Genomic DNA, 22,338 nt, shown 5'->3' with positions numbered 1-22,338 from the left:
ACTTCCTATGTCCTCGATTTCCCGCAAGACCGGCGCGTCGCTTGCAGCCACCACACTGTTGGCAGCGATCGCACTGGCCGGTTGTAGTTCAGACTCAAGCTCCGACTCCACAGATTCCACCGCCAGCGAAGGCGCAGACAGCCGCGGCCCCATCACTTTTGCGATGGGCAAAAACGACACCGACAAAGTCATTCCGATCATCGACCGCTGGAACGAAGCCCACCCCGATGAGCAGGTCACGCTCAACGAACTCGCCGGTGAAGCCGACGCACAGCGCGAAACCCTCGTGCAATCCCTGCAGGCCGGCAACTCTGACTACGACGTCATGGCGCTCGACGTCATCTGGACCGCAGACTTCGCGGCAAACCAATGGCTCGCACCACTTGAAGGCGACCTCGAGGTAGACACCTCCGGACTGCTGCAATCCACCGTGGATTCCGCAACTTACAACGGCACCCTCTACGCACTGCCTCAGAACACCAACGGCCAGCTGCTGTTCCGCAACACCGAAATCATCCCAGAAGCACCCGCAAACTGGGCTGACCTCGTTGATTCCTGCACGCTTGCTGAGGAAGCCGGCGTTGACTGCCTGACTACGCAGCTCAAGCAGTACGAAGGCCTTTCCGTTAACACCATTGGCTTCATCGAAGGCTGGGGCGGCAGCGTCCTAGACGATTCCGGCAACGTCACCGTCGACAGCGACGATTCCAAGGCCGGCATCCAGGCAATGGTCGACGGCTTCGACGACGGCACCATCTCCCAGGCATCGCTTGCAGCGACCGAGGAAGAAACCAACCTCGCCTTCACCGAAGGCCAAACCGCCTACGCCATCAACTGGCCATACATGTACACCAACTCCGAAGAAGCCGAAGCAACCGCAGGCAAATTCGAAGTACAGCCACTCGTAGGTAAAGACGGCGTCGGCGTATCCACCCTCGGTGGCTACAACAACGGCATCAACGTCAACTCCGAAAACAAGGCAACCGCCCGCGACTTCATTGAATTCATCATCAACGAAGAAAACCAGACCTGGTTCGCAGACAACTCCTTCCCACCAGTGCTCGCATCCATCTACGATGACGCATCACTGGTTGAGCAGTACCCATACCTGCCAGCACTGAAGGAATCCCTGGAAAACGCAGCACCACGCCCAGTGTCTCCTTTCTATCCAGCCATCTCCAAGGCAATCCAGGACAACGCTTACGCAGCCCTTAACGGCAACGTCGATGTTGACCAGGCAACCACCGACATGAAGGCAGCGATCGAAAACGCTTCCAGCTAGTTCGGCTTTAAGGTTTATGCTTTAGGTTTGCGCTCCGGCCACCTTCTTGAAATCCTGTTCGGATTCCCGCGAGGTGGCCGGAGTTTTGTCCTATTGTTGGGTGTAATTGAACTTGTGTGAAAGGAGTCCGGATGGCTTCCAGCAAAGATCTTCAAGTTTCCACATTTGGCTACATTTCCCGCTGCCCCGTGCAGGTCTACGAAGCAATCGCAGATCCCCGACAACTAGAACGCTACTTCGCCACCGGCGGGGTATCTGGCCGACTCGAAACCGGATCGACTGTCTATTGGGACTTCGCTGATTTTCCCGGCGCGTTTCCCGTCCAAGTTGTCTCCGCTACCCAAGCCAAACAAATTGAAATCCGCTGGGGACAAGCAAATGAGCTGCGTTCCGTCAATTTCGAATTCGAACCTTTTAGAGATTTCACCCGCACAAAACTCACCATCACCGAAGGTAGCTGGCCACTCACCCCCGCGGGAGCCCAAGAGGCCCTAGGCAGCCAAATGGGATGGACCGGCATGCTCTCTGCATTAAAAGCGTGGCTGGAATACGGAGTGAACCTCCGCGACGGGTTTTATAAGCAATAGCCAATGTATCCATCACTCTCCGCGGCGGATTATGATCCATGTAACAAGACTGTGCAGTTTCACAGAACTGACAATCAACTTATTTTGACCTGACAAAAGGAGCGACGACACATGGCCACATTCAAACAGGCCAGAAGCGCTGCCTGGCTGATCGCACCTGCGCTGGTGGTCCTTGCAGTGGTGATCGGATATCCCATCGTCCGAGCAATTTGGCTATCCTTCCAGGCCGACAAAGGCCTCGACCCCACCACAGGACTCTTCACCGACGGTGGCTTCGCAGGACTAGACAACTACCTTTACTGGCTCACCCAACGATGCATGGGTTCAGACGGCACCATCCGTACCTGCCCACCCGGCACACTCGCCACCGACTTCTGGCCAGCACTACGCATCACGTTGTTCTTCACCGTGGTCACCGTCGGCTTGGAAACCATCCTCGGCACCGCCATGGCACTGATCATGAACAAAGAATTCCGCGGCCGCGCACTTGTTCGCGCAGCGATTCTTATCCCTTGGGCAATCCCCACCGCAGTCACCGCAAAACTGTGGCAGTTCATCTTCGCGCCACAAGGCATCATCAACTCCATGTTTGGGCTTAGTATCAGTTGGACAACCGATCCGTGGGCCGCCAGAGCCGCCGTCATTTTGGCCGACGTCTGGAAAACCACACCATTCATGGCGCTACTTATCCTCGCCGGTCTGCAAATGATCCCGAAGGAAACCTACGAAGCAGCCCGCGTCGATGGCGCAACCGCGTGGCAGCAATTCACCAAGATCACCCTCCCGCTGGTGCGCCCAGCTTTGATGGTGGCAGTACTCTTCCGTACCCTCGATGCACTACGCATGTACGACCTCCCCGTCATCATGATCTCCAGTTCCTCCAACTCCCCCACCGCTGTTATCTCCCAGCTGGTTGTGGAAGACATGCGCCAAAACAACTTCAACTCCGCATCCGCACTCTCTACGCTGATCTTCCTACTGATCTTCTTCGTGGCGTTCATCATGATCCGGTTCCTCGGAGCAGACGTTTCGGGCCAACGAGGGATGAAGAAAAAGAAACTGGGCGGAACCAAGTATGAGAAACCCACCGCTAAGGATGCTGTTGTAAAGGCCGATTCTGCTGTGAAGGAAGTGGCTAAGCCATGACTAAACGAACAAAAGGACTTATCCTCAACTACGCCGGAGTGGTATTCATCCTGTTCTGGGGTCTAGCCCCCTTCTACTGGATGGTGATCACCGCACTACGCGATTCCAAGCACACCTTTGACACCACTCCTTGGCCAACGCACGTCACTTTGGATAACTTCCGTGACGCGCTGGCCACCGACAAAGGCAATAACTTCCTCGCAGCCATTGGCAACTCGCTGATCATCAGTGTCACGACAACAGCGATCGCTGTTCTCGTGGGAGTGTTCACCGCCTACGCTCTAGCCCGACTGGAATTCCCCGGCAAAGGCATTGTCACCGGCATCATCTTGGCAGCCTCCATGTTCCCCGGCATCGCCCTGGTCACGCCTTTGTTCCAGCTCTTCGGTGACCTCAATTGGATCGGCACCTACCAAGCGCTGATTATCCCGAACATTTCCTTCGCACTACCTCTGACGATCTACACACTCGTGTCCTTCTTCAGACAACTGCCCTGGGAACTCGAAGAATCAGCACGCGTCGACGGCGCCACCCGTGGCCAAGCCTTCCGGATGATCCTGCTTCCTCTAGCAGCGCCTGCACTATTTACCACCGCGATCCTCGCATTCATCGCAACGTGGAACGAATTCATGCTGGCCCGCCAACTATCCAACACCTCCACAGAGCCAGTAACCGTTGCGATCGCCAGGTTTACCGGACCAAGCTCCTTCGAATACCCCTACGCCTCGGTCATGGCGGCCGGCGCATTGGTGACCATCCCACTGATCATCATGGTTCTCATCTTCCAACGCCGCATCGTCTCCGGACTCACCGCAGGTGGCGTGAAAGCCTAGACTAGATAATCATGAGTGCCGATAAATCCCAGGATCAATCCGAATCGCAACGCAAAGGGCTTCAGCTCGAAGCGCTGCTCGGATTCCTGGGATTTTTCTCATTCCTCGCCGTCATCCAGGCAATCATCAACGTGTTACGCCCCGAACCTGCCGTGTGGCCAGCACTTCTCGCGCTCGTTTTGGTAATCGCCACCGTCTCAGTATGGCGGGCTTGGCGGAAGCGCCGCCTTAATTAAAGTTCCTGCGCCAACGCCACGATAATTCCAGACGGCCCGCGCAGATAACACAGCAGAAATACGTCCTCATAGTTTGCGATCCCATCTAGTGGTTCCGCACCGATATGTGCGATCGTTTCCTCAATATCATCCACCGCAAACATCAACCGGTGCATCCCAATCTGGTTAGGTGCAGATGGAGCGGTTGCAATCGGTTCCGGTTGTAGATATTGAGTAAGCTCCACCCGAGAATGCCCATCGGGAGTGTTCAGCACCGCGATCTCTGATCTGATCCCGCTGAGACCAACGGTCCGATCAGCAAAATCCCCTTGGACCAGTGTTCGACCATCTAGAGACATCCCTAATTTCTCAAAGAAACCGACTGCTTCATCCAACGATTCCACCACAATCGCCACGTTGTCCAAACGTTTAATTCCCATGATCCCCATCGTAGGTAGCATCGTGTGATGGCGATCATCTACAACACATCCAGCACGCTCAACGGATTCATCGCAGACAAAGACACTTCCCTGCAATGGCTTTTCGATGTCCCCGGCAGCGACAGTGCCTCTGAAGATTTTGGTACTTTCCTTTCAAAAGTCGGCACCATCGTAATGGGATCCACCACCTATGAATGGCTGCTCAAGGATCTGGATTTCATCAGCGATCCCCAGAAGTGGACTGATGTGTATGGCGATCGCCCCACATGGGTATTCAGCAGCAGAAACTTGGAAACCCCAGAAGGAAAACCCGTCAAAGTAGTAAATGGAGATGTCTCTGATGTTCTCCCCGCCATACTGGAAGTGAATCCAGAGAACACTGATATTTGGATCGTCGGTGGTGGCGATTTGGCGGGTCAATTCTTTGACGCGGGTGCACTCGATAGGATCATCTTGACCATGGCGCCAGTGTTTCTCGATGAAGGGCAGCCAGCGATGCCTCGCCGGATCGAAAGTGATCGGCTCCGCACCGTAAATGTCCGCGAAGTTGGGCAGTTCACCGAGATCACTCTGGAGACGATTTAAGGGGTTTAATTTGCGGCTTTTTGGACAGAAAGCTCTTCCTTTAAGAACGCAGTGCGTAGTGACGACGATGCCAATAACGCTCTATTGCCACAGCTGCTTCTGCGAGAAAAAATCCAAAACCAATCGGTATTAAATATCCAGTTAGGATTCCATCAGGCTGAGTTACCCTGAAATAGATTCCCATCAAGACAAGAACGATTCCTACACCACCTAAAACCCCCAAAAGCCACAAGGGAGCTCTTCTTGTTAGGGCACAAGCCACTGCAGCTACAGCAAAACTAACTCCAACAAAAATTGAACCAGCGGTTAGTCCTAGAGCAGTTACTCCTAGATAGGGAGTCCCAAGAGCAAATATCCACCCGACTACGAGAGACAAGAGAAAAAGTAAAACAAATACTCGAGCAGGATAATTCTTTTTGGCCGCAAGCCTAGACCAATCTTTCATCGTGCTCCTTAGGGGATTACAGATTTGTTATATGTATAACGTTTCTGCAGACCAGTATCCACCTGTAATACTTTTACAAGCGGTCTATCTAGGAGACAAACTCCAGAGTCGGCAGCGCAAAACTTTGTTAGATCGAAGTTTGTGGTGTCGGCCTGAATTGCTCTTCTGTACCAACTCGCCCCACACGCGCTCACAAACTGATACCCTCGGCTACTAGTGACACGGGGTGCAAAAGCACTTTCACAAAGCTTTCGCTGAGATTACACCCGTCGAACCTGATCCAGTTAGTACTGGCGAAGGGACTGTCGCATTGGACCCATCCTCCCAAGGGATAGGTCCCTCTGCCCTTCGCCCCAACCCAAGAAGGGCGTTTTTTCATGCTTGATATTTCTGAGCAAATTGTTTTGGTCACCGGCGGTGCACGCGGACTTGGTCGCGCATTGTCTGAATCATTTTTGCGCGAGGGCGCTCGTGTTGTGGTGAACTATCACCGTTCGGCTGATGCTGCCGCAGAGTTGGCTGGTGAAAAGGCGGTGGCGATTCAGGCTGATGTTCGTGATCGCGAACAGGTGAAAAGCATGTTTGCGCAGGCCAAGGAACATTTCGGCAGCCCGATCACCACTGTGGTCAACAGCGCTTTGGCGGATTTCAGCTTTGATGGCGATGCGCGTCCCAAGGCGGAGGACATCACCATTGAGCGATTTAACCAGCAGTACACCAGCGCAATCGCGGGCGCGCTAAACACCATCCAGGAGGCTTTACCTGGTTTTGAGGAGGTGGGAAGTGGTCGTGTGATTAACATCGGCACGAATCTTTTCCAGAATCCGACGGTCCCCTACCACGATTACACCGCTGCGAAGGCTGCGCTGCTGTCCTTGACTCGCACGTTTGCCAAGGATTTGGGCCCACGCCACATCACGGTCAACATGGTCAGCGGCGGCCTGCTGCGCACCACCGGCGCCAGCGCCGCCACGCCCGAGGAAGTCTTTGATTTCATCGCCGCCGGCACCCCACTGGGGTCCGTCACCACGCCGCAAGAGCTTGCCGACGCCTCCCTCTTCTTCGCATCCCCCTGGTCGCGCGCGGTTACAGGCCAAAACTTGGTCGTCGACGGAGGACTGGTTTTCAACTAATGACACCGAAAGAAATACACCTCAACCTTTTTGCTTTCGGTGCCGGGCACCACGCGGCGGCGTGGCGAGCGGTGGAGGGAAGCGTCGAAAAGCTGGGTTTAATTTCCTGGTGGGAGGAACTCGCGCGCACCGCTGAGCGGGGCAAGCTGGATGCGGTCTTTTTGGCGGATGGGCAGGCGATTAATCCCGTCGGTCTGGAGAATGGGCCGGGCTGGTTTTTGGAGCCGGTGACCGCGTTGACTGCGATGGCGCGGGCGACGAACAATATTGGGTTGATCAGCACGATTTCCAGTACGTTTTGGCAGCCGTTTCATGCAGCGCGGATGATCGCCAGCTTGGATCATATTTCAGGTGGGCGTGCTGGAATCAATGTGGTGACTTCGATGACTGATGCGGAGGCGCGTAACCACGGGATGGATGCGTTGCCGGGTCATGATGTTCGCTATGCGCGCGCTGCGGAATTTATTGAAACCATCACTGCGCTGTGGAATTCGTGGCCCGCGGAAAGTTTGGTGATGGATCGTGCTGGAAAATTTGCGGACTCCTCACTCATTGAATCTATCCATCATGATGGTGAGTTCTTCCAAGTCGCTGGTCCGCTGAATATTCCCACTACTCCGCAGGGCAGGCCAGTTATTTTCCAAGCGGGATCCTCACCGCAGGGACGGGAGATCGCTGCACGGTATGCCGAGGCGATTTACTCCGTGGCCTGGGATTTGGAGCAAGCACAAGATTATCGCTCTGATATTCATGCTCGTGCCACTGCCCAGGGTCGCGAACCCATGCCGGTGCTGCCTGGTTTGGTGACCTTTGTTGGCACGACCGTGGAAGAAGCGCGTGCAAAACAGCAGGCTCTCAACGCGTTGTTGCCGGTCAAAGACTCACTAAATCAGTTGAGTTTCTTTGTGGGGCAAGATTGCTCGACGTGGGATTTGGATGCACCTCCCCCACCACTGCCACCGCTAGAAGAGTTTTCCGGTCCTAAAGGCAGGTACGAAACGGTGCTGCGGATCATCGAATCTAAATCACCAACCGTCCGTGAACTTCTGGGCTACCTCGCAGCAGGTGGTGGGCACGCCACATTCATCGGCACACCGGAAAGCATCGCTGATGAAATCGAGCGCTGGATCGACGAGGGCGGTGCCGATGGCTTCAACCTCATGCCACCGATGCTCCCCCACAGTTTGGACGACTTTGTTGACTTAGTAGTCCCTGAGCTGCAGCGACGTGGTCGATTCCGCACAGAATACAGCCACACTACGCTGCGCGGTCACTTGTTTAACTAGGTCACTTGTTTAACTCAGCAATTGGGCGCACTGTCAATGATTGATTAAGCGTGCCCACAGGACCTTCGGCATCGTGAATCACCGAAGTGGTCAAACCGATGCCGTTGGGTCCGAACGCCGCGCGGGTATCAAAACCCACCTTGGTGCCCACCGGCTGGCGGAACAGATGGAAAGTAAGATCCACATTCGGGAACATCCACGTCTTTGGATCTTCTCGAACCGCCACGCCATTGGCCACATCCAAGAATTTGGAAAACTCTGCCAAGGGCTCAGAATCTTCGCCCTCGACCAACTGCACATCGCCGGTAATCCACGCACGGTTTTTGCCCGGAATTTTCTCTGCATCCTCGACAAAGACAATGCTGTCCATAAAGCCACCAGACCACTGGAAAGCTGACTGAACATCTGCCAGTTCAGTCATTGACGGCAACGCTTCAAAAGTATCGCCAGAAATATGGGCAAGATCAGAGGTCTTCAGCAACCAGGCGCGTGCACGAATCGTCACTCTGCCGTTGATCTCAGCGACCGTCTCAATAAGTTCAATGGTGCGCCCGGGACGAACGATCTCTGTTCTCAAGGTGACATCATCCCGAGCGATCTGGCCCAAGACCTCCAAACTGAAACGGCTAAACACAAAAGCATCGCCGACGACTTCCCTGCGCCAGCGTTCCATATGGTGAATCACCAAACCGGCAACCGGTGCAAGGTGGAGTTCATCATCGCGCCACGCACCACTGGAATGCTCCGTTGGGCGGTACGTATCATTTCCGTACGCAATAAAATATGCAGTTGACATGCGAAAACCTTACTATCAGTAATTTTGGGAGGCTAGTTCTTGGGACTAGTTCTTGGGGGCTCGGAGTTTTCGCCACAGCACTCGAAGTGTGGAATGCGGCAGAGCAAAACACTCTCTAATAGCCATACCTAGGCGCTCGGCTGAAGGTGTACGAGCAGTGACCACCTTGATGGGAATCCCCAAATGCCAAGCCCATAAATAGGTGCGCCAGGCATGAAAGCCACTGGTCACAACAGTCCACTGTAGTGTGTCCGGAAATAATGCGTGGGCGTTTTCTAAATTCTCATTGGTGCTGGTGGCCCATGGTTCTTCCACAATGTTGGTTACTCCACGGGCGCGTAAATAATCTGCCATGGCCGTGGCTTCACCGAAACCGCTGACCACAACGGGTGCTTCTGGGGTCAAAGATGAGACCTCAATGGCCTTTTCCAGCCTTGAAGCCAACAGGTCAGTGACTTGACCATCAACAACTTTGGATCCCAGCACCACAATCGGATTCATTAGCCGAGCAAGCGCTTCTTCAATGCTTCGTCCTTGGCTTCAACTTCCTTCGCCATATTCTCTTGGTAATCAGCCATCTTCGTGACCAAAGAAGGATCACCAGCACCGAGAATACGAACGGCAAGGAGGCCTGCATTCTTCGCGCCACCGATGGAGACAGTGGCAACTGGAACGCCTCCTGGCATCTGGACGATCGACAGCAAAGAATCCAAGCCATCAAGATCCTTCAATGCGCGTGGAACACCGATGACTGGAAGTGGAGTTGCTGCAGCGACCATGCCTGGCAGGTGTGCAGCGCCGCCAGCACACGCGATGATCGTCTTGATGCCGCGCTCATGCGCAGTCTTTGCGTAGTTGAGCATCTTCTCTGGGGTGCGGTGTGCAGAGACAACGCCGACCTCAAAAGGAATGCCAAACTCAGCGAGTACCTCTGCAGCTGGCGCTACAGTATCCCAATCCGAATCCGAACCCATGATCAAACCAACTAGAGGACCCACTGAAATTCTCCTTAGCTTAAAAGTTACGTATCGGTTTATTAGTCTATAACAGGCCTTTTAAGCGTTAATCTGTCCATCAAAAGTGTTGGAGAAATGCTTGATCGCAGCCATTGCTGTCGCGGTGGGATACTGCGGGTGCATCTCGCCGTTGACAGCTTTTACGGAACGCATGAGAGATTCTGCGATTGGAGGAGTAATGGTATCGAATTTCCACAAATCCACCACCACAAGGCTGATGTCCTGGTTGCTCATTACATCTGGGATATCACCAAGAGCGCTGATGATTGATTTGGTGACCAGTGGTTTGTTCACGGGATGTGGTGCTTTTCCGGTAATGGGATCTTTCTCGCATTGGCACCAGCCAACTCCGAGTTCATCCATAACCCAGACCCATTCAACCAAAGGATTTTTCTTCATCGTTTTAGGCTAACTCAGTTGGCCAGCAACTGCCTGATTAAAGGTGCAGCTCTGTTCCAACCGTGATGGTTTTGCTTGGTTGCAGTTTGAAAGACTCAGTTCGAGATGCCTGATTACGTTCCATCGAAAGATACAAACGATCGCGCCATCCAGCGATCTTTCCAGGCAACCTGCTCCGAAGAGTCAGTGCAGACAGGAAGTAGGTGGCGTTATCCCATGTTGGGTCAATGGCGTGGAGATTTTCGGGCAGATTCTGTTCATCAAAATAACCAAGGTGCAGATCTACTCGAACCACCCTGATCGGGGCGTGGTGGAGCACTTCCATTTCTGCGCGTTCCGCTGGCGGCACGTGCGGAACGTGTTCTTGGACGATTTGAACGATCACGATCTCTCGGTATAAAAGCTTAAGGTCTTTCACACACCGAACCAAGGACAACGGCACAGTATCGCTGGTGCCATGTGGAAAAACTGCCACTTCGGCGACTTTACGCAGACCAATATTGTGTGGCTGATCAAGTTTCTCCAAGAACTTATCCATGGGAAGTTCCAGCTCTGCGCGTTCCTGATTGACGCGGTCACTTCCCCACTCCCAGGTCCTCATCACCACGATGAGCACGGCCGCAATAAGTAGTGGAAGCCAGCCACCGTCGTGAATTTTCGTGGTGTTCGAGGCGAATAGAAGTACTTCTGGAATACCGATGAACACAATGAACAACGCTGTTTTCCACCAGGTGGTGTGAACATAGATCAGATACAAGACGCTGACTAACACCAAGGTTCCGGTCACGGCAAGTCCATACGCGCTGGCGAGGCTTTCAGAGGATCGGAATACCAGCACCACAACCATCACGGATACAAACAGCAAACCATTTACCAGTGGCATATAGATCTGGCCTTCCTCTTTTCGGGAAGTATGCCGGATCACCATGCGTGGCAGCAGTTTCAAATTCACGGCCTGTTTGGTCAATGAATACGCTCCGGAAATCACGGCCTGCGATGCGATCACCGTGGCGATGGTCGCCAAAATAACCAACGGAATCCGTAGACCTTCCGGCGCGAGATAAAACATGGGGTTGCGCACCGCTTCAGGCTGGTTAATCACCAAGGCGCCCTGCCCCAAATACGTCAAGATTAAAGCAGGCATGACGACGCAAAACCACGCCACTCTAATTGGCCTCGCCCCAAAATGGCCCATATCAGCGTAGAGCGCTTCCGCACCCGTTACTGTCAGGACAACGGCACCAAGCAGCACAAATGCTTGGAAAGGCTCAGCCACAATCAACCCCAGTGCCCAATGTGGAGACAAGCTCTGCAAGATTTCTGGATGTACGATGATTTGCGGAATTCCCAATCCTGCAAGGGTGACAAACCACAGCAACATGATGGGGCCGAAGGCTTTACCGACTTTTTCTGTACCGAGCGGTTGGATTGCAAAAATAGCGATCAGAACTGCGAGAGATACGGGCAGAATGAAGCGCTCAAAGCTTGGGGAGATAACCGTCAAGCCTTCTGTTGCGCTGAGAACAGAGATCGCCGGGGTGATCACCACATCGCCATAAAACAATGCGGCACCCAACATGCCGGCTACTGCTACGAATTTTCCCCAGTGCCCACGGTTTTTCAGCAAAGCAACGAGCGCCAGAATGCCGCCTTGCCCTTGGTTGTCAGCTCGAGTGACCAGCATGACGTATTTGACGGTGACGATCAAGGTGATTGTCCACAGCACCATGGAGATGATCCCGTACACATTTTCCGGGGTGACTTCGACTTTGTTGTGCTGCATGCTGAATGCAGTGTGAAGTGAGTACAGGGGGCTGGTGCCGATGTCGCCGAACACAACACCTAGGGCACCGAGAGTGAGTAAAGCTTGTCCGGATTTTGGAGCGACTGATTTTGGCCGCGCACTTTTCATGCGGTTAAGCATGCTCCTTTGAGTGGAGAAATGCTAGCGCTCAGAAAAGACCTAATCCCAGCGAGCGTTGACAAGGAAGTATGCGCAGGCCAGGGCTTCGGTTCGGGTCTTTTCAAGGTCGGATCCGACCATGTTGACGTGGCCGATCTTTCGTCCCGGTCGATGTCCCTTGCCGTAAAGGTGGATCTTGGCATCTGGGTATTTGCGCCATACTTCCACCATGCGGGTTGCCATGGGCATCTCTGGGTCGGTGTCGGCACCGAGCACGTTGGCCATCACGGTGTAATCAGCCAAAGTGTCGGTGGCACCCAGTGGGTAGTCGAGGACTGCGCGGAGGTGCTGCTCGAATTGGCTGGTCACGCAGCCATCTTGAGTCCAGTGGCCGGTGTTGTGTGGACGCATGGCGAGCTCGTTGACAAAGATCTCTGGCTGGCCGTTTTGGTCGAGGGTTTCAAAAAGCTCGACTGCCAAGACACCAGTGACGCCGAGTTCCGTGGCGATCTTCTGGGCCAATCCTCTGGTGGATTCCTGCAGTTCTGCGGATAGTTCAGGTGCGGGAGCGATTGCTTCTGCACACACACCGTTCTTCTGCACGGATTCTACGACTGGCCACGCTTTGGTTTCTCCACTTGGGGTGCGGGCAACCATGGCGGACAGTTCCCTGTTGAGGGCAACTTTCTTTTCTGCCATGAGTGGGGTGCCGCCGTCGAGAAGCTCTGCCACAAGCGATTGAAGTTCTGCTACATCGGCCGGGAACCATACGCCCTTGCCGTCGTATCCGCCACGGCGTGCTTTGAGGCAAACCTGGCCATCGACTGCTTCGAAGAATCCCACTGCATCTTCGACTGATTCAATGGCAGCAAATGGTGGGACTGGTGCGCCGAGTTCACGTAGACGCTTGCGCATGACAAGTTTGTCTTGGGCGTTGACCAGTGCTTCTGGGCGTGGCTGCACGTTGACGCCTTCTGCGATGAGCTGGTGCAGGTGTTCGTTGGGGACGTGCTCGTGGTCGAAGGTCATCACATCGGCGCCTTCGATGGCGACGCGCAGATCATCAATGTTGGTGTAATCGCCGAGAACAACATCAGCAGCTACTTGAGCTGCGGAGGAATCCGGCGCTCCAGCTAGAACTCGCAGTGATTGTCCGAGTTCGATGGCGGAGGTCTGCATCATGCGGGCTAATTGGCCGTCACCAATTACTGCGACGATGGGCATTCCTGGAGCGTGGGCTTGGTTTCCTGTAGAAGTCACAAGTCCTAACTATAACGCCTTCACCAAAATGTAAGATCTTTGAGCAGCGCTTCCACTTTTCGAGCCTTGGGAACCTGGTTGATTACGTAGGGTCTGTGGTGTCCACCAACACCTAAGACCAGGGTGTTTCGCCGGCGTTGGACTCGCTGAATGTAGCTCAGTGGAATGGAATCAAACCCGGTGCGCAGTCCCGCGCGTCGGACCAGCAGTTTGCGGTCGCTCAAGATCACGCGGAAACGACGTTGCCTTATTAAAGGCAGACCGAAACGCCATGCAGCAAGTACTGCCCACACACCTACGAGAAAGTTGCGGGTGCCTTCGGGGAAGCTATCGGCGGGGTTGGTGCCATCGATTCCTGGAAGCTGATCCAAAAAGCCGATGCCCATCCAACAGATTCCAGTAATCACAATGAGTTCAAAAATGGGGAACAACATTGCGGATAGAGGAGATGTCAGATCGACGTGGATCCGGTCTCCCTCTGCAATATGTTTCTCAAGTGAATTCCCCATACGGTCACCTTACTGCAGGCGAAGGTGCGTAATTTCACCGGCATTCAGGGTATGAACAGTGTCCAAAGCATCACGAACGCGGATTTCTCCGCCAGTCGCGACACCGATCGCTTCCCCTAAGAGTTCTTTATCCCCAGGTAGAAGCACTCGAACATCTTGGCCAATACTGGAACATACCGCACGGTAATCATCGAGCCAATCCACACTTGGACCCTGCCACTGGTCCAGTCGAGTATGCAGATGTGTGAGCATATTAATAAGGAATGTGGTTCTGTCGACTTCAACACCTTCCAATGCGAGGGAAGTTGCATGAGGAACAGGAAGCTCCTCTTTAGTCAGGCTGATATTAGTGCCCCAACCGATGACAACTGTTGGGGTGGAATCAAAGCCGGTGGCTTCCACCAGGATGCCGCAGAGTTTCTTGCCGTGGATTTGAACGTCGTTGGGCCATTTCAATCCGGCACCTTCCACACCTAGGTCATTCAATGCGTCCATGACAGCAAGACCTGCCGCGAGTGGAATGGTGCCAATACGATCCAATTGATCAGTAGATATTTGAACGAGCACAGACACGATTGTTTGGGAACCTTCAGGGGCAGACCACGGGCGGCCGAGTCGCCCACGCGCATGATCTTGAAACTCGACAGTTTTCACCGTCCAGTTTGGAGCGCCAGAACCTGCAAGTGCCAGCAAGTCAGCATTAGTGGAGCCTGTCACTTTTTCGTAAATGACCTGGCCAAAGTCACCGTTTTGGAGCAATTTTTCCCTCAGGAGCTCAACGTTTAGCGGCTCTCTGGATCGTGAAATGTCAACGTTCATGGAAGCCAATGTAGTGGGGTCGCGTCGAAAAGCGTGCCTTCGGCGCGACACGCCCAAAAAGTTTTACCTTTCAAAACCACCCCCAAGCAGCACAAACCCTTTTAGTGATGTAAATCACCGGGAAAAGATTGTGGACGTTACCCCCGCCTACGGCTACGATTCCAAAACATGACCATTTCCTCACCTTTGATTGACGTCGCCAACCTTCCAGACATCAACACCACTGCTGGCAAAATCGCCGACCTAAAGGCTCGCCGCGCGGAAGCCCACTTTCCGATGGGTGAAAAGGCAGTAGAGAAAGTCCACGCAGCTGGCCGCCTCACTGCCCGTGAGCGCCTCGATTACCTCCTCGATGAAGGCTCCTTCATCGAAACCGATCAACTAGCACGCCACCGCACCACCGCGTTCGGACTCGGAGCCAAGCGTCCTGCAACAGACGGTATCGTTACCGGCTGGGGCACCATTGATGGACGCGAAGTGTGTATCTTCTCCCAGGACGGCACCGTATTCGGTGGTGCGCTTGGTGAGGTTTATGGCGAAAAAATGATCAAGATCATGGAACTGGCAATCGACACCGGTCGCCCATTGATCGGTCTTTATGAAGGTGCTGGCGCTCGTATCCAAGACGGTGCGGTCTCCCTGGACTTCATTTCCCAGACCTTCTACCAAAACATTCAGGCATCTGGTGTTATCCCTCAGATCTCTGTCATCATGGGCGCTTGTGCCGGTGGCAATGCTTACGGCCCTGCCCTGACTGACTTTGTGGTCATGGTTGATAAGACTTCCAAGATGTTCGTTACCGGCCCAGACGTGATCAAGACCGTCACCGGCGAGGAAATTACCCAGGAAGAGCTCGGCGGCGCAACCACTCACATGGTTACCGCTGGTAACTCCCACTACACCGCTGCCAACGATGAGGAAGCCCTTGATTGGGTTCAGGATCTAGTTTCTTTCCTCCCATCCAACAACCGCTCTTATGCGCCAGCAGAAGATTTCGACGAAGAAGAGGGCGGCGTTGAGGCAAACCTCACCGCTGATGACCTCAAGCTCGATGAGATCATCCCTGATTCTGCAACGGTTCCTTATGATGTCCGCAGCGTCATCGAATGCCTCACCGACGATGGCGAATACCTGGAAATCCAGGCAGACCGCGCAGAAAACGTCGTTATCGCATTCGGTCGCATTGAGGGCCAGTCTGTGGGCTTCGTTGCTAACCAGCCAACCCAGTTTGCTGGCTGCCTCGACATCGATTCCTCTGAGAAGGCTGCGCGCTTCGTCCGCACCTGCGATGCATTCAACATCCCAATCGTCATGCTTGTCGACGTCCCCGGCTTCCTCCCAGGTGCAGGCCAGGAATACGGTGGCATCCTACGTCGCGGCGCAAAGCTGCTTTATGCATACGGCGAAGCAACTGTTCCAAAGATCACCGTCACCATGCGTAAGGCTTACGGCGGAGCATATTGCGTGATGGGTTCCAAGGGCTTGGGCTCAGACGTGAACCTTGCATGGCCAACCGCTCAGATCGCCGTCATGGGCGCTGCTGGTGCAGTCGGATTCATCTACCGCAAGGAGCTCATGGCCGCTGGAGCCAAGGGCTTGGATACTGTCGCATTGGCTAAGTCCTTCGAGCGCGAATACGAAGACCAGATGCTCAATCCTTATCTCGCTGCAGAGCGCGGTCTGATTGACGCTGTGATCCTGCCAAGCGAAACTCGCGGACAGGTTGCCCGTAACCTGCGTCTCCTCAAGCACAAGAATGTCACTCGCCCTGCCCGCAAGCATGGCAACATGCCACTGTAAAAACAGTCAGCAGTAAAAGATTTGGGTGTAAAGAGGTTCCAAAATAAATTGGCAGCTCTTTACACCCAAACTTTGAGACATGAGGGTGGCCCTCGACTAACATGACCGGTTAGTAGATCAATTAATCCCCATCCAGGGGATTAAATCATTTAGTGCGTCGATTTTCTTCATAGACAAGTTCATTCCGGACTTCGTTTAATGTTTGAAAGCTCACTGGCCATGACCATGCGTATTATCCACTCACACCCCTCAGGATTTAGACTAAGAAACTATGACTGCAGCACAGACCACACCTGACCTCACCACGACGGCCGGCAAGCTCTCCGATCTTCGCTCCCGTCTTGCAGAAGCTCAAGCTCCAATGGGCGAGGCTTATGTAGAAAAAGCTCACAAAGCTGGCAAGAAGACTGCCCGTGAACGCATCGAGTACTTGCTCGACGAAGGCTCTTTCGTAGAGATCGATGCCCTCGCTCGTCACCGTTCCAAGAACTTTGGTTTGGATGCTAAGCGTCCTGTCACCGATGGCGTTGTCACCGGTTACGGCACCATCGATGGCCGCAAGGTCTGTGTCTTTTCTCAGGATGGCGCTGTTTTCGGTGGCGCTTTGGGCGAAGTTTATGGTGAGAAGATCGTCAAGGTCATGGATCTTGCCATCAAGACTGGTGTTCCTTTGATCGGTATTAACGAGGGCGCAGGCGCTCGTATCCAAGAAGGCGTTGTCTCCTTGGGTCTGTACTCACAGATCTTCTACCGCAACACCCAGGCTTCCGGCGTGATCCCACAGATCTCCCTGATCATGGGCGCTTGTGCTGGTGGACACGTGTACTCCCCTGCTCTGACCGACTTCATCGTCATGGTGGATCAGTCCTCCAAGATGTTTATCACCGGCCCTGATGTCATCAAGACCGTCACCGGTGAAGATGTCACACAGGAAGAGCTTGGCGGTGCACACACCCACATGGCTACTTCTGGTACTTCTCACTACACCGCATCTGATGATGCAGATGCACTGGATTGGGTTCGCGAACTTACCACGTTCCTTCCTTCCAACAACCGTGCGGAAGCTCCACGCCAGGAAGCTGACATCATGGTCGGTTCCATCAAGGAAAACGTCAATGCGACGGATCTGGAATTGGACACCATCATTCCTGATTCCCCGAACCAGCCTTATGACATGAAGGAAGTTATTTCCCGCATTGTCGATGAGGGCGAGTTCTTCGAAATCCAGGAAGGCTTCGCAGAGAACATTCTCTGTGGTTTCGCCCGCGTTGAGGGACGTTCCGTCGGCATCGTGGCCAACCAGCCAACTCAGTACGCAGGTTGCTTGGATATCAAGGCTTCCGAGAAGGCAGCACGCTTCATCCGTACATGCGATGCGTTCAACGTCCCAATCGTTGAGTTCGTGGACGTTCCTGGCTTCTTGCCTGGCACCAACCAGGAATTCGATGGCATCATCCGTCGTGGCGCTAAGTTACTCTATGCATACGCTGAAGCAACCGTCGGCAAGATCACTGTGATCACCCGTAAGTCTTACGGCGGAGCATACTGCGTTATGGGCTCTAAGGATATGGGCGCTGACCTCGTATTCGCATGGCCTACCGCGCAGATCGCCGTCATGGGTGCATCAGGTGCTGTTGGATTTATTTACCGCAAGGAACTCAAGCAGGCTGCTACCGAAGGCAAGAACGTTGCTGAGGTGGCGAAGGATTACGAGCGCGAGTACGAAGAGACTCTGGTCAATCCTTATGTCGCTGCAGAGCGTGGCCTCGTTGACGCTGTTATTCCACCTTCTGAAACCCGTGGCCAGATCATTGAGGGTCTGCGCCTGCTGGATCGCAAGGTTGTTAATGTTCCTGCTAAAAAGCACGGCAACATTCCACTATAAACACTGATTTTTCAAGGAGAACCATGTCTGAAGAGACCAACCAGGGCACCAAGGCCGCAGCGAAGCCATTTCTGCAAATCGTGTCTGGCAACCCATCTGATCAAGAGGTTGCGGCCCTGACCATGGTGTTTGCAGGTTTGGCCAAGTCTGCTGCAGCACAGCAGGCGTCGACAAGCTATGACCGCAACCAATGGGGCAACCTGACGGAGCGTCTGAGTCGCCCCACCACGTTCAACCCCAGTGCATTTCAGAATGTGAATTTCTTTTAAAATCTATGCACATCGTTCTCGCTTCGCAGTCTCCGTCCCGCCGACAAATTTTGAATTCGGCGGGCGTTGAGCCCATCATTTGTCCAGCTGATGTCGATGAGGATGCACTCATCCGCGCTCTTGACGGAGCTGCGCCGGAGGAAATCGTATGCCAGCTTGCGCTGGCTAAAGCACAAGTGATTGCGCCGTCTTACCCAGACGACGTAATCATTGGTGGCGATTCCATGCTGCTTATCGACGCCACCCTCCAGGGCAAGCCGCATACCCGCGAAGCCACCATCGAAAGATGGAAACAACAGCGTGGCAAACAGGCCAAACTGATCACTGGACACGCCATCATCTTCGGCGACAAAGTGATTGTTGAGGCTTCCTCCACTACCATTCATTTCGCCGAAGCAAGTGATATCGACATCGAGCGATACGCCGCTACTGGCGAGCCTTTAGAATGCGCTGGTGCTTTCACTCTGGAAGCGCTCGGTGGGTGGTTCATTGATTCTATCGAAGGCGATCCTTCTTCGGTGATCGGGTTGTCGCTACCTGTTGTACGACGCGCGCTTTATCAACTGGGCTTTAACGCCAGCGATTTTTGGAGCTAATCCCGCACTCTGCTAGTTTACTAGCGCCTCAGTACCTAACCTGGCCTATTTTGGCTTGTTGACCGACTTGATCGGGATGGCGAGTTCAGAGTTGTGGTGGATATTTGCACCTTAAGCCGGACGCATAGCTCACACCCCTAAACCAACCATCGCGCTCTTCAAACCAGTTAGAAATCCCTAAAGTAGCTAAGTCTTTGATGGCATATTGATCATCAGTGATTGGTTGTAGTTTTTCGGTATCAAGTGGGTAGGTTCGGAGAGAGTATTCCGAAATAACTTCTACCCCAATTATAAAGGTGGAGATTTAGGGCCAAATGACTCGATGTAATTCACGTTAATGTGGCGAGATAGAGATCTTTGAGCCTCATTAATCGTGCTAATTTCGGCGCTAACTTGAGCCAAGTCAGGTTGTAGTTTCTCTTTAAATCTTGGCAGCCCTATCGGATTGGTTAGCGCCCCAGCAGCTTGCGCATGCTCCCCCACACCAGTGGAGTCAGAGACTGCGCATATTCATCCGACATATGGTTGCCATCGCGGTAGACGTAGACATTTCCGATCACTGGAACGCAGATGTCGTCTGGGCAGAACCACGCGGAAGTATCAACGGCAAGCATATTAGGTCGGCTTGCTAGTTCTTCAGCTGCTGGATCAACAAGTGCATAGAAGTTATCTCTGGTGATTGAGCAATCCTCCAAGGAACGTTCTTCCTCATAGCATTGTGATACCAACCAGCCTTCGCCGCTGGGCTGAATGAACCATGGGTTGTCACGCAGACCCAGGAACGGAATGTTTTCTGCTTCAAGGAAGTCCCACAGCGTGATATATGATTCTGGGACCTCGTCGATGCCACGGCCCTTTTCTAAGAGCGGGCGCGTGGAATTAGACACAACTAGATCTGGTTTGACCTCTGCGAGACGTTCAATCACATACTCATTGAACTCTGCGCAATCTTCGCTGAAGATACCATCTAAATCTTCCACAAAGGTGGGGCACGATTGGCGAACCAGTGGGATCACTTTGAAATTGTTCTGCTGCCCCAAGGTATCTAGTGGGGAGATCCACTGCTCGGCGTGTGATCCGCCTACCAGGTATACCTCTACAGAAGATTCAGGATTTCCGAAGGTACAAAATTCTGGGTCGTATCTATCTGGCGCCAATTCAGAAGGATCATCGCCAAATACTGACATGCAGCCCTTCGCCCACGCAGGTGAGACGGTATCTGCAAGGACATAAGGATTTGGTTCGGGATCGGCTTCTGGGAAGCTCATACCTGCCAAGGACAGTGCACCAGGGTAGATTGAAGGATCTAAACTAGTGGCTTGGGCATCCACTACGCGTTGGTACAGCACCTGTGGAGAAGAACTCACTGACATGCCGACTACAACCACAGCGATGCCTGCGACAGCACGCAATTGAGCGGGACGTGAAGAACGTAGTTTCTTTAAAGCTTCCGCGCTGCGTGATTCCCTAAAAACGGGACGCTTGCCTTGCTGTTGCATGGGCTTTTCGATGTATTTATTAGTCAACTGTGCAAGGCCAACAGACAGCACGATAACTGCAATGCCTAGCCATATCGAGGGCTCAGTTTGATTGAAATAAGCGGTCAGCATGATCAGCAAAGGCCAGTGCCAGAGATACAACGGATAAGCGATATCGCCAAGCCAGCGCATCCACTTTCGGGACAGGAATACAGATACTTTACCGTCGCCAAGAATGATCAGGCAGGCACCCAGAATTGGATACAGCGCTGGAGCTCCAGGGAAAGTCTGCGCACCATCCATGATGAAACCAGTGGATAGCACCATGAATAAGCCCACGGCTGCAAGGATTGATTTGGTCTTTTCAGACAGCAAAATCCGAGGTGCATGTAGAGCTAGTAGTGCGCCTAATCCCAGCTCCCAGAACCTCGTGAACGTGGAATAATAGTTCACGGATTGGTCCACAAAGTGCCAAACCACTGCGCTGAAAAATGACACTGAGGTGAGTACTGCCAGCACAGGTGTGGCTAGTTGGAGAGCCGCATATTCTGGGCGATAGCGGCGGATCAGGATGATCACCATGCTCAAGGCAATGGCGAACAGATAAAACTGTCCTTGTACAGCCATAGACCACAGATGTTGGAAAGGACTAACTTCTGCGGATGCGGCCTCATAGGAGGCGCCCTGAGCTGCTAGTTCCCAGTTCTGGGTATAAAACAGGCTGGCTACTGCTTGGTTGGCTATTTCTATTCTTTGCAAGCGTGGTATCCAGGCCATAATGATGGCCATGGATACGCCAAGGACGACCACCAATGCGGGAAGCAACCGCCGCAGTGTGCGCCAAAAAGGCCACCACGGGTTAATAGAAGAGTCGGGGCGGTCTGCATAGCGCAGCTGCGACCCAAGGAAAAAATAGCCAGAAAGGAGGAGGAAAACATCGACGCCACCGGATACTTTTCCAACAAAAACATGGAAGAGCACCACGAAAGCAATCGCGATTCCTCGGAGTCCATCGAGGTCATAGCGATAGCCAGACCTCGGAACTTTTTGGGTAGGCGAAGTGGCTTTGCCACGTTGAAGTCCTTCTTTTAGAACTTCAGAAAGTCCCCTCGCCGATACCACTAAAAACCTCTTTCAATTTCCTGTATAGCCTAATGATCTTCTCACATGGATCATTAAAGTTAGGATTGGGGCATGGTACAAATCAATGACATGCTTGCCCCTCCCCCAGTGAAGCTTCCAGAGGATCCTGCACAGGGCGCAGATCCAACGTTGACCTCTACAGCGATTGCTCATCCCGATAGCCCTTTGGTGTGGGTATGCCGTGCAGAGGATCTCCTTAATTCCGCATCAACTGATGAAGAAAAAATCCAAGCCTACGCATTTGCACGTACGGGATATCATCGTAGCCTTGACCGTTTGCGTGCAAATGGTTGGAAGGGTTGGGGCCCAGTCCCTTACTCCCATGAACCTAATCAAGGTGTTCTAAGAGCCATTGCTTCGCTGGCTCTCGCAGCGAAACTGATCGGCGAGAACAATGAGTACGATCGTTGCCGTCAGATGCTCTCGGATGCTGATCCAGCATCTGTAGCAATTTTGTTAGACAAGTAGAAAAAACGAGCTCCCTCCCGCGCCTTGCCAAGCAAGGTGTGGGAG

The 22,338-nt window shown here is 53.3% G+C and carries 24 protein-coding genes and 1 riboswitch; of the genes, 13 read left to right on the top strand and 11 right to left on the bottom strand.

Annotated elements, in window-relative coordinates; all coding sequences use genetic code 11:
* Positions 1 to 7: 7 nt before the first annotated feature.
* From ccrud_RS03580 to ccrud_RS03560, 5 genes are all read left to right on the top strand, one after another.
* Positions 8 to 1,282 carry an ABC transporter substrate-binding protein gene (locus tag ccrud_RS03580; protein ID WP_066564894.1) on the top strand — a complete coding sequence of 425 codons (1,275 nt, stop codon included), beginning with the start codon at positions 8 to 10 and terminating at the stop codon, positions 1,280 to 1,282.
* Positions 1,283 to 1,413: 131 nt separating this feature from the next.
* Positions 1,414 to 1,869 carry an SRPBCC family protein gene (locus ccrud_RS03575; RefSeq protein ID WP_066564893.1) on the top strand — a complete coding sequence of 152 codons (456 nt, stop codon included), beginning with the start codon at positions 1,414 to 1,416 and terminating at the stop codon, positions 1,867 to 1,869.
* A gap of 111 nt (positions 1,870 to 1,980) precedes the next feature.
* Complete coding sequence (locus ccrud_RS03570) at positions 1,981 to 3,015, top strand: carbohydrate ABC transporter permease (protein WP_066564892.1); 1,035 nt, start codon at positions 1,981 to 1,983, stop codon at positions 3,013 to 3,015.
* Entirely contained in the window at positions 3,012 to 3,848 is an 837-nt protein-coding gene (locus ccrud_RS03565; protein ID WP_065366696.1) for a carbohydrate ABC transporter permease, read from the top strand. Before ccrud_RS03570 ends, ccrud_RS03565 begins: the two co-directional genes overlap by 4 nt.
* A gap of 11 nt (positions 3,849 to 3,859) precedes the next feature.
* Complete coding sequence (locus ccrud_RS03560) at positions 3,860 to 4,084, top strand: hypothetical protein (protein WP_059288866.1); 225 nt, start codon at positions 3,860 to 3,862, stop codon at positions 4,082 to 4,084.
* Here the strand turns inward: ccrud_RS03560 and ccrud_RS03555 are convergent.
* A complete protein-coding gene (locus ccrud_RS03555) occupies positions 4,081 to 4,503 on the bottom strand; it encodes a VOC family protein (RefSeq protein WP_066564891.1) in 423 nt (140 codons plus the stop codon). The two genes, ccrud_RS03560 and ccrud_RS03555, sit on opposite strands and share 4 nt — an antisense overlap.
* Before the next feature lie 27 nt (positions 4,504 to 4,530).
* Here ccrud_RS03555 and ccrud_RS03550 point away from each other — a divergent pair, with 27 nt between their 5' ends.
* Positions 4,531 to 5,088 (top strand): dihydrofolate reductase family protein, encoded by a 558-nt coding sequence (locus tag ccrud_RS03550; protein ID WP_066564890.1) that lies wholly within the window; start codon positions 4,531 to 4,533, stop codon positions 5,086 to 5,088.
* 40 nt (positions 5,089 to 5,128) lie between these two features.
* On the opposite strand, the gene ccrud_RS03545 is transcribed toward ccrud_RS03550, so the two are convergent.
* Complete coding sequence (locus tag ccrud_RS03545; RefSeq protein ID WP_038583020.1) at positions 5,129 to 5,533, bottom strand: hypothetical protein; 405 nt, start codon at positions 5,531 to 5,533, stop codon at positions 5,129 to 5,131.
* Between the two features lie 212 nt (positions 5,534 to 5,745).
* Positions 5,746 to 5,853, top strand: a riboswitch (TPP riboswitch).
* 57 nt (positions 5,854 to 5,910) lie between these two features.
* Between ccrud_RS03545 and ccrud_RS03540 the strand changes: the two genes are divergently transcribed.
* A complete protein-coding gene (locus ccrud_RS03540; protein WP_060564180.1) occupies positions 5,911 to 6,666 on the top strand; it encodes a 3-oxoacyl-ACP reductase in 756 nt (251 codons plus the stop codon).
* Positions 6,666 to 7,952 carry an LLM class flavin-dependent oxidoreductase gene (locus ccrud_RS03535; RefSeq protein ID WP_066564889.1) on the top strand — a complete coding sequence of 429 codons (1,287 nt, stop codon included), beginning with the start codon at positions 6,666 to 6,668 and terminating at the stop codon, positions 7,950 to 7,952. Before ccrud_RS03540 ends, ccrud_RS03535 begins: the two co-directional genes overlap by 1 nt.
* A gap of 1 nt (position 7,953) precedes the next feature.
* Here the strand turns inward: ccrud_RS03535 and ccrud_RS03530 are convergent, their stop codons facing one another.
* From ccrud_RS03530 to ccrud_RS03495, 8 genes are read right to left on the bottom strand one after another with little or no spacing between them, the layout of a single operon-like run.
* A complete protein-coding gene (locus tag ccrud_RS03530) occupies positions 7,954 to 8,748 on the bottom strand; it encodes a thioesterase family protein (protein ID WP_066564886.1) in 795 nt (264 codons plus the stop codon).
* A gap of 45 nt (positions 8,749 to 8,793) precedes the next feature.
* Positions 8,794 to 9,249, bottom strand: coding sequence for a YdcF family protein (locus ccrud_RS03525; protein WP_059288859.1), 456 nt, complete (start codon positions 9,247 to 9,249; stop codon positions 8,794 to 8,796).
* A complete protein-coding gene (purE, locus tag ccrud_RS03520; RefSeq protein WP_003858249.1) occupies positions 9,249 to 9,746 on the bottom strand; it encodes a 5-(carboxyamino)imidazole ribonucleotide mutase in 498 nt (165 codons plus the stop codon). Before purE ends, ccrud_RS03525 begins: the two co-directional genes overlap by 1 nt.
* 57 nt (positions 9,747 to 9,803) lie before the next feature.
* Complete coding sequence (locus tag ccrud_RS03515; protein ID WP_059288857.1) at positions 9,804 to 10,163, bottom strand: hypothetical protein; 360 nt, start codon at positions 10,161 to 10,163, stop codon at positions 9,804 to 9,806.
* A 37-nt stretch (positions 10,164 to 10,200) separates the two neighbouring features.
* Entirely contained in the window at positions 10,201 to 12,087 is a 1,887-nt protein-coding gene (locus ccrud_RS03510) for a potassium transporter Kup (protein ID WP_066564884.1), read from the bottom strand.
* A gap of 39 nt (positions 12,088 to 12,126) precedes the next feature.
* A complete protein-coding gene (locus ccrud_RS03505) occupies positions 12,127 to 13,326 on the bottom strand; it encodes a 5-(carboxyamino)imidazole ribonucleotide synthase (RefSeq protein WP_074025396.1) in 1,200 nt (399 codons plus the stop codon).
* A gap of 20 nt (positions 13,327 to 13,346) precedes the next feature.
* Positions 13,347 to 13,835 (bottom strand): hypothetical protein, encoded by a 489-nt coding sequence (locus ccrud_RS03500; RefSeq protein ID WP_059288845.1) that lies wholly within the window; start codon positions 13,833 to 13,835, stop codon positions 13,347 to 13,349.
* Positions 13,836 to 13,844: 9 nt separating this feature from the next.
* Positions 13,845 to 14,711: a biotin--[acetyl-CoA-carboxylase] ligase gene (locus ccrud_RS03495; protein ID WP_082868779.1), complete on the bottom strand. Its 867-nt coding sequence runs from the start codon at positions 14,709 to 14,711 to the stop codon at positions 13,845 to 13,847.
* A 111-nt stretch (positions 14,712 to 14,822) separates the two neighbouring features.
* Between ccrud_RS03495 and ccrud_RS03490 the strand changes: the two genes are divergently transcribed.
* The 4 genes from ccrud_RS03490 (at position 14,823) to ccrud_RS03475 (ending at position 19,204) form a co-directional block, all read left to right on the top strand.
* Positions 14,823 to 16,454: an acyl-CoA carboxylase subunit beta gene (locus tag ccrud_RS03490; RefSeq protein ID WP_066564879.1), complete on the top strand. Its 1,632-nt coding sequence runs from the start codon at positions 14,823 to 14,825 to the stop codon at positions 16,452 to 16,454.
* 271 nt (positions 16,455 to 16,725) lie between these two features.
* Positions 16,726 to 18,339 (top strand): acyl-CoA carboxylase subunit beta, encoded by a 1,614-nt coding sequence (locus tag ccrud_RS03485; protein WP_066564873.1) that lies wholly within the window; start codon positions 16,726 to 16,728, stop codon positions 18,337 to 18,339.
* Between the two features lie 23 nt (positions 18,340 to 18,362).
* Complete coding sequence (locus ccrud_RS03480; RefSeq protein WP_066564871.1) at positions 18,363 to 18,608, top strand: acyl-CoA carboxylase subunit epsilon; 246 nt, start codon at positions 18,363 to 18,365, stop codon at positions 18,606 to 18,608.
* Between the two features lie 5 nt (positions 18,609 to 18,613).
* The gene (locus ccrud_RS03475; RefSeq protein WP_066564870.1) at positions 18,614 to 19,204 is read left to right on the top strand and encodes a Maf family protein; all 591 of its coding nucleotides are present in this window, start codon (positions 18,614 to 18,616) and stop codon (positions 19,202 to 19,204) included.
* 449 nt (positions 19,205 to 19,653) lie between these two features.
* On the opposite strand, the gene ccrud_RS03470 is transcribed toward ccrud_RS03475, so the two are convergent.
* Positions 19,654 to 21,804: an acyltransferase family protein gene (locus tag ccrud_RS03470; RefSeq protein WP_066564869.1), complete on the bottom strand. Its 2,151-nt coding sequence runs from the start codon at positions 21,802 to 21,804 to the stop codon at positions 19,654 to 19,656.
* A gap of 72 nt (positions 21,805 to 21,876) precedes the next feature.
* Here ccrud_RS03470 and ccrud_RS03465 point away from each other — a divergent pair, with 72 nt between their 5' ends.
* The gene (locus ccrud_RS03465; RefSeq protein WP_066564867.1) at positions 21,877 to 22,293 is read left to right on the top strand and encodes a DUF3151 domain-containing protein; all 417 of its coding nucleotides are present in this window, start codon (positions 21,877 to 21,879) and stop codon (positions 22,291 to 22,293) included.
* The last annotated feature ends 45 nt before the right edge of the window (positions 22,294 to 22,338 follow it).

It is taken from the genome of Corynebacterium crudilactis (assembly GCF_001643015.1).
Taxonomy (GTDB): Bacteria; Actinomycetota; Actinomycetes; order Mycobacteriales; family Mycobacteriaceae; genus Corynebacterium; species Corynebacterium crudilactis.
Note: the sequence above shows the minus strand (reverse complement) of the source record. Positions and strands in the feature narration are given on the sequence as shown.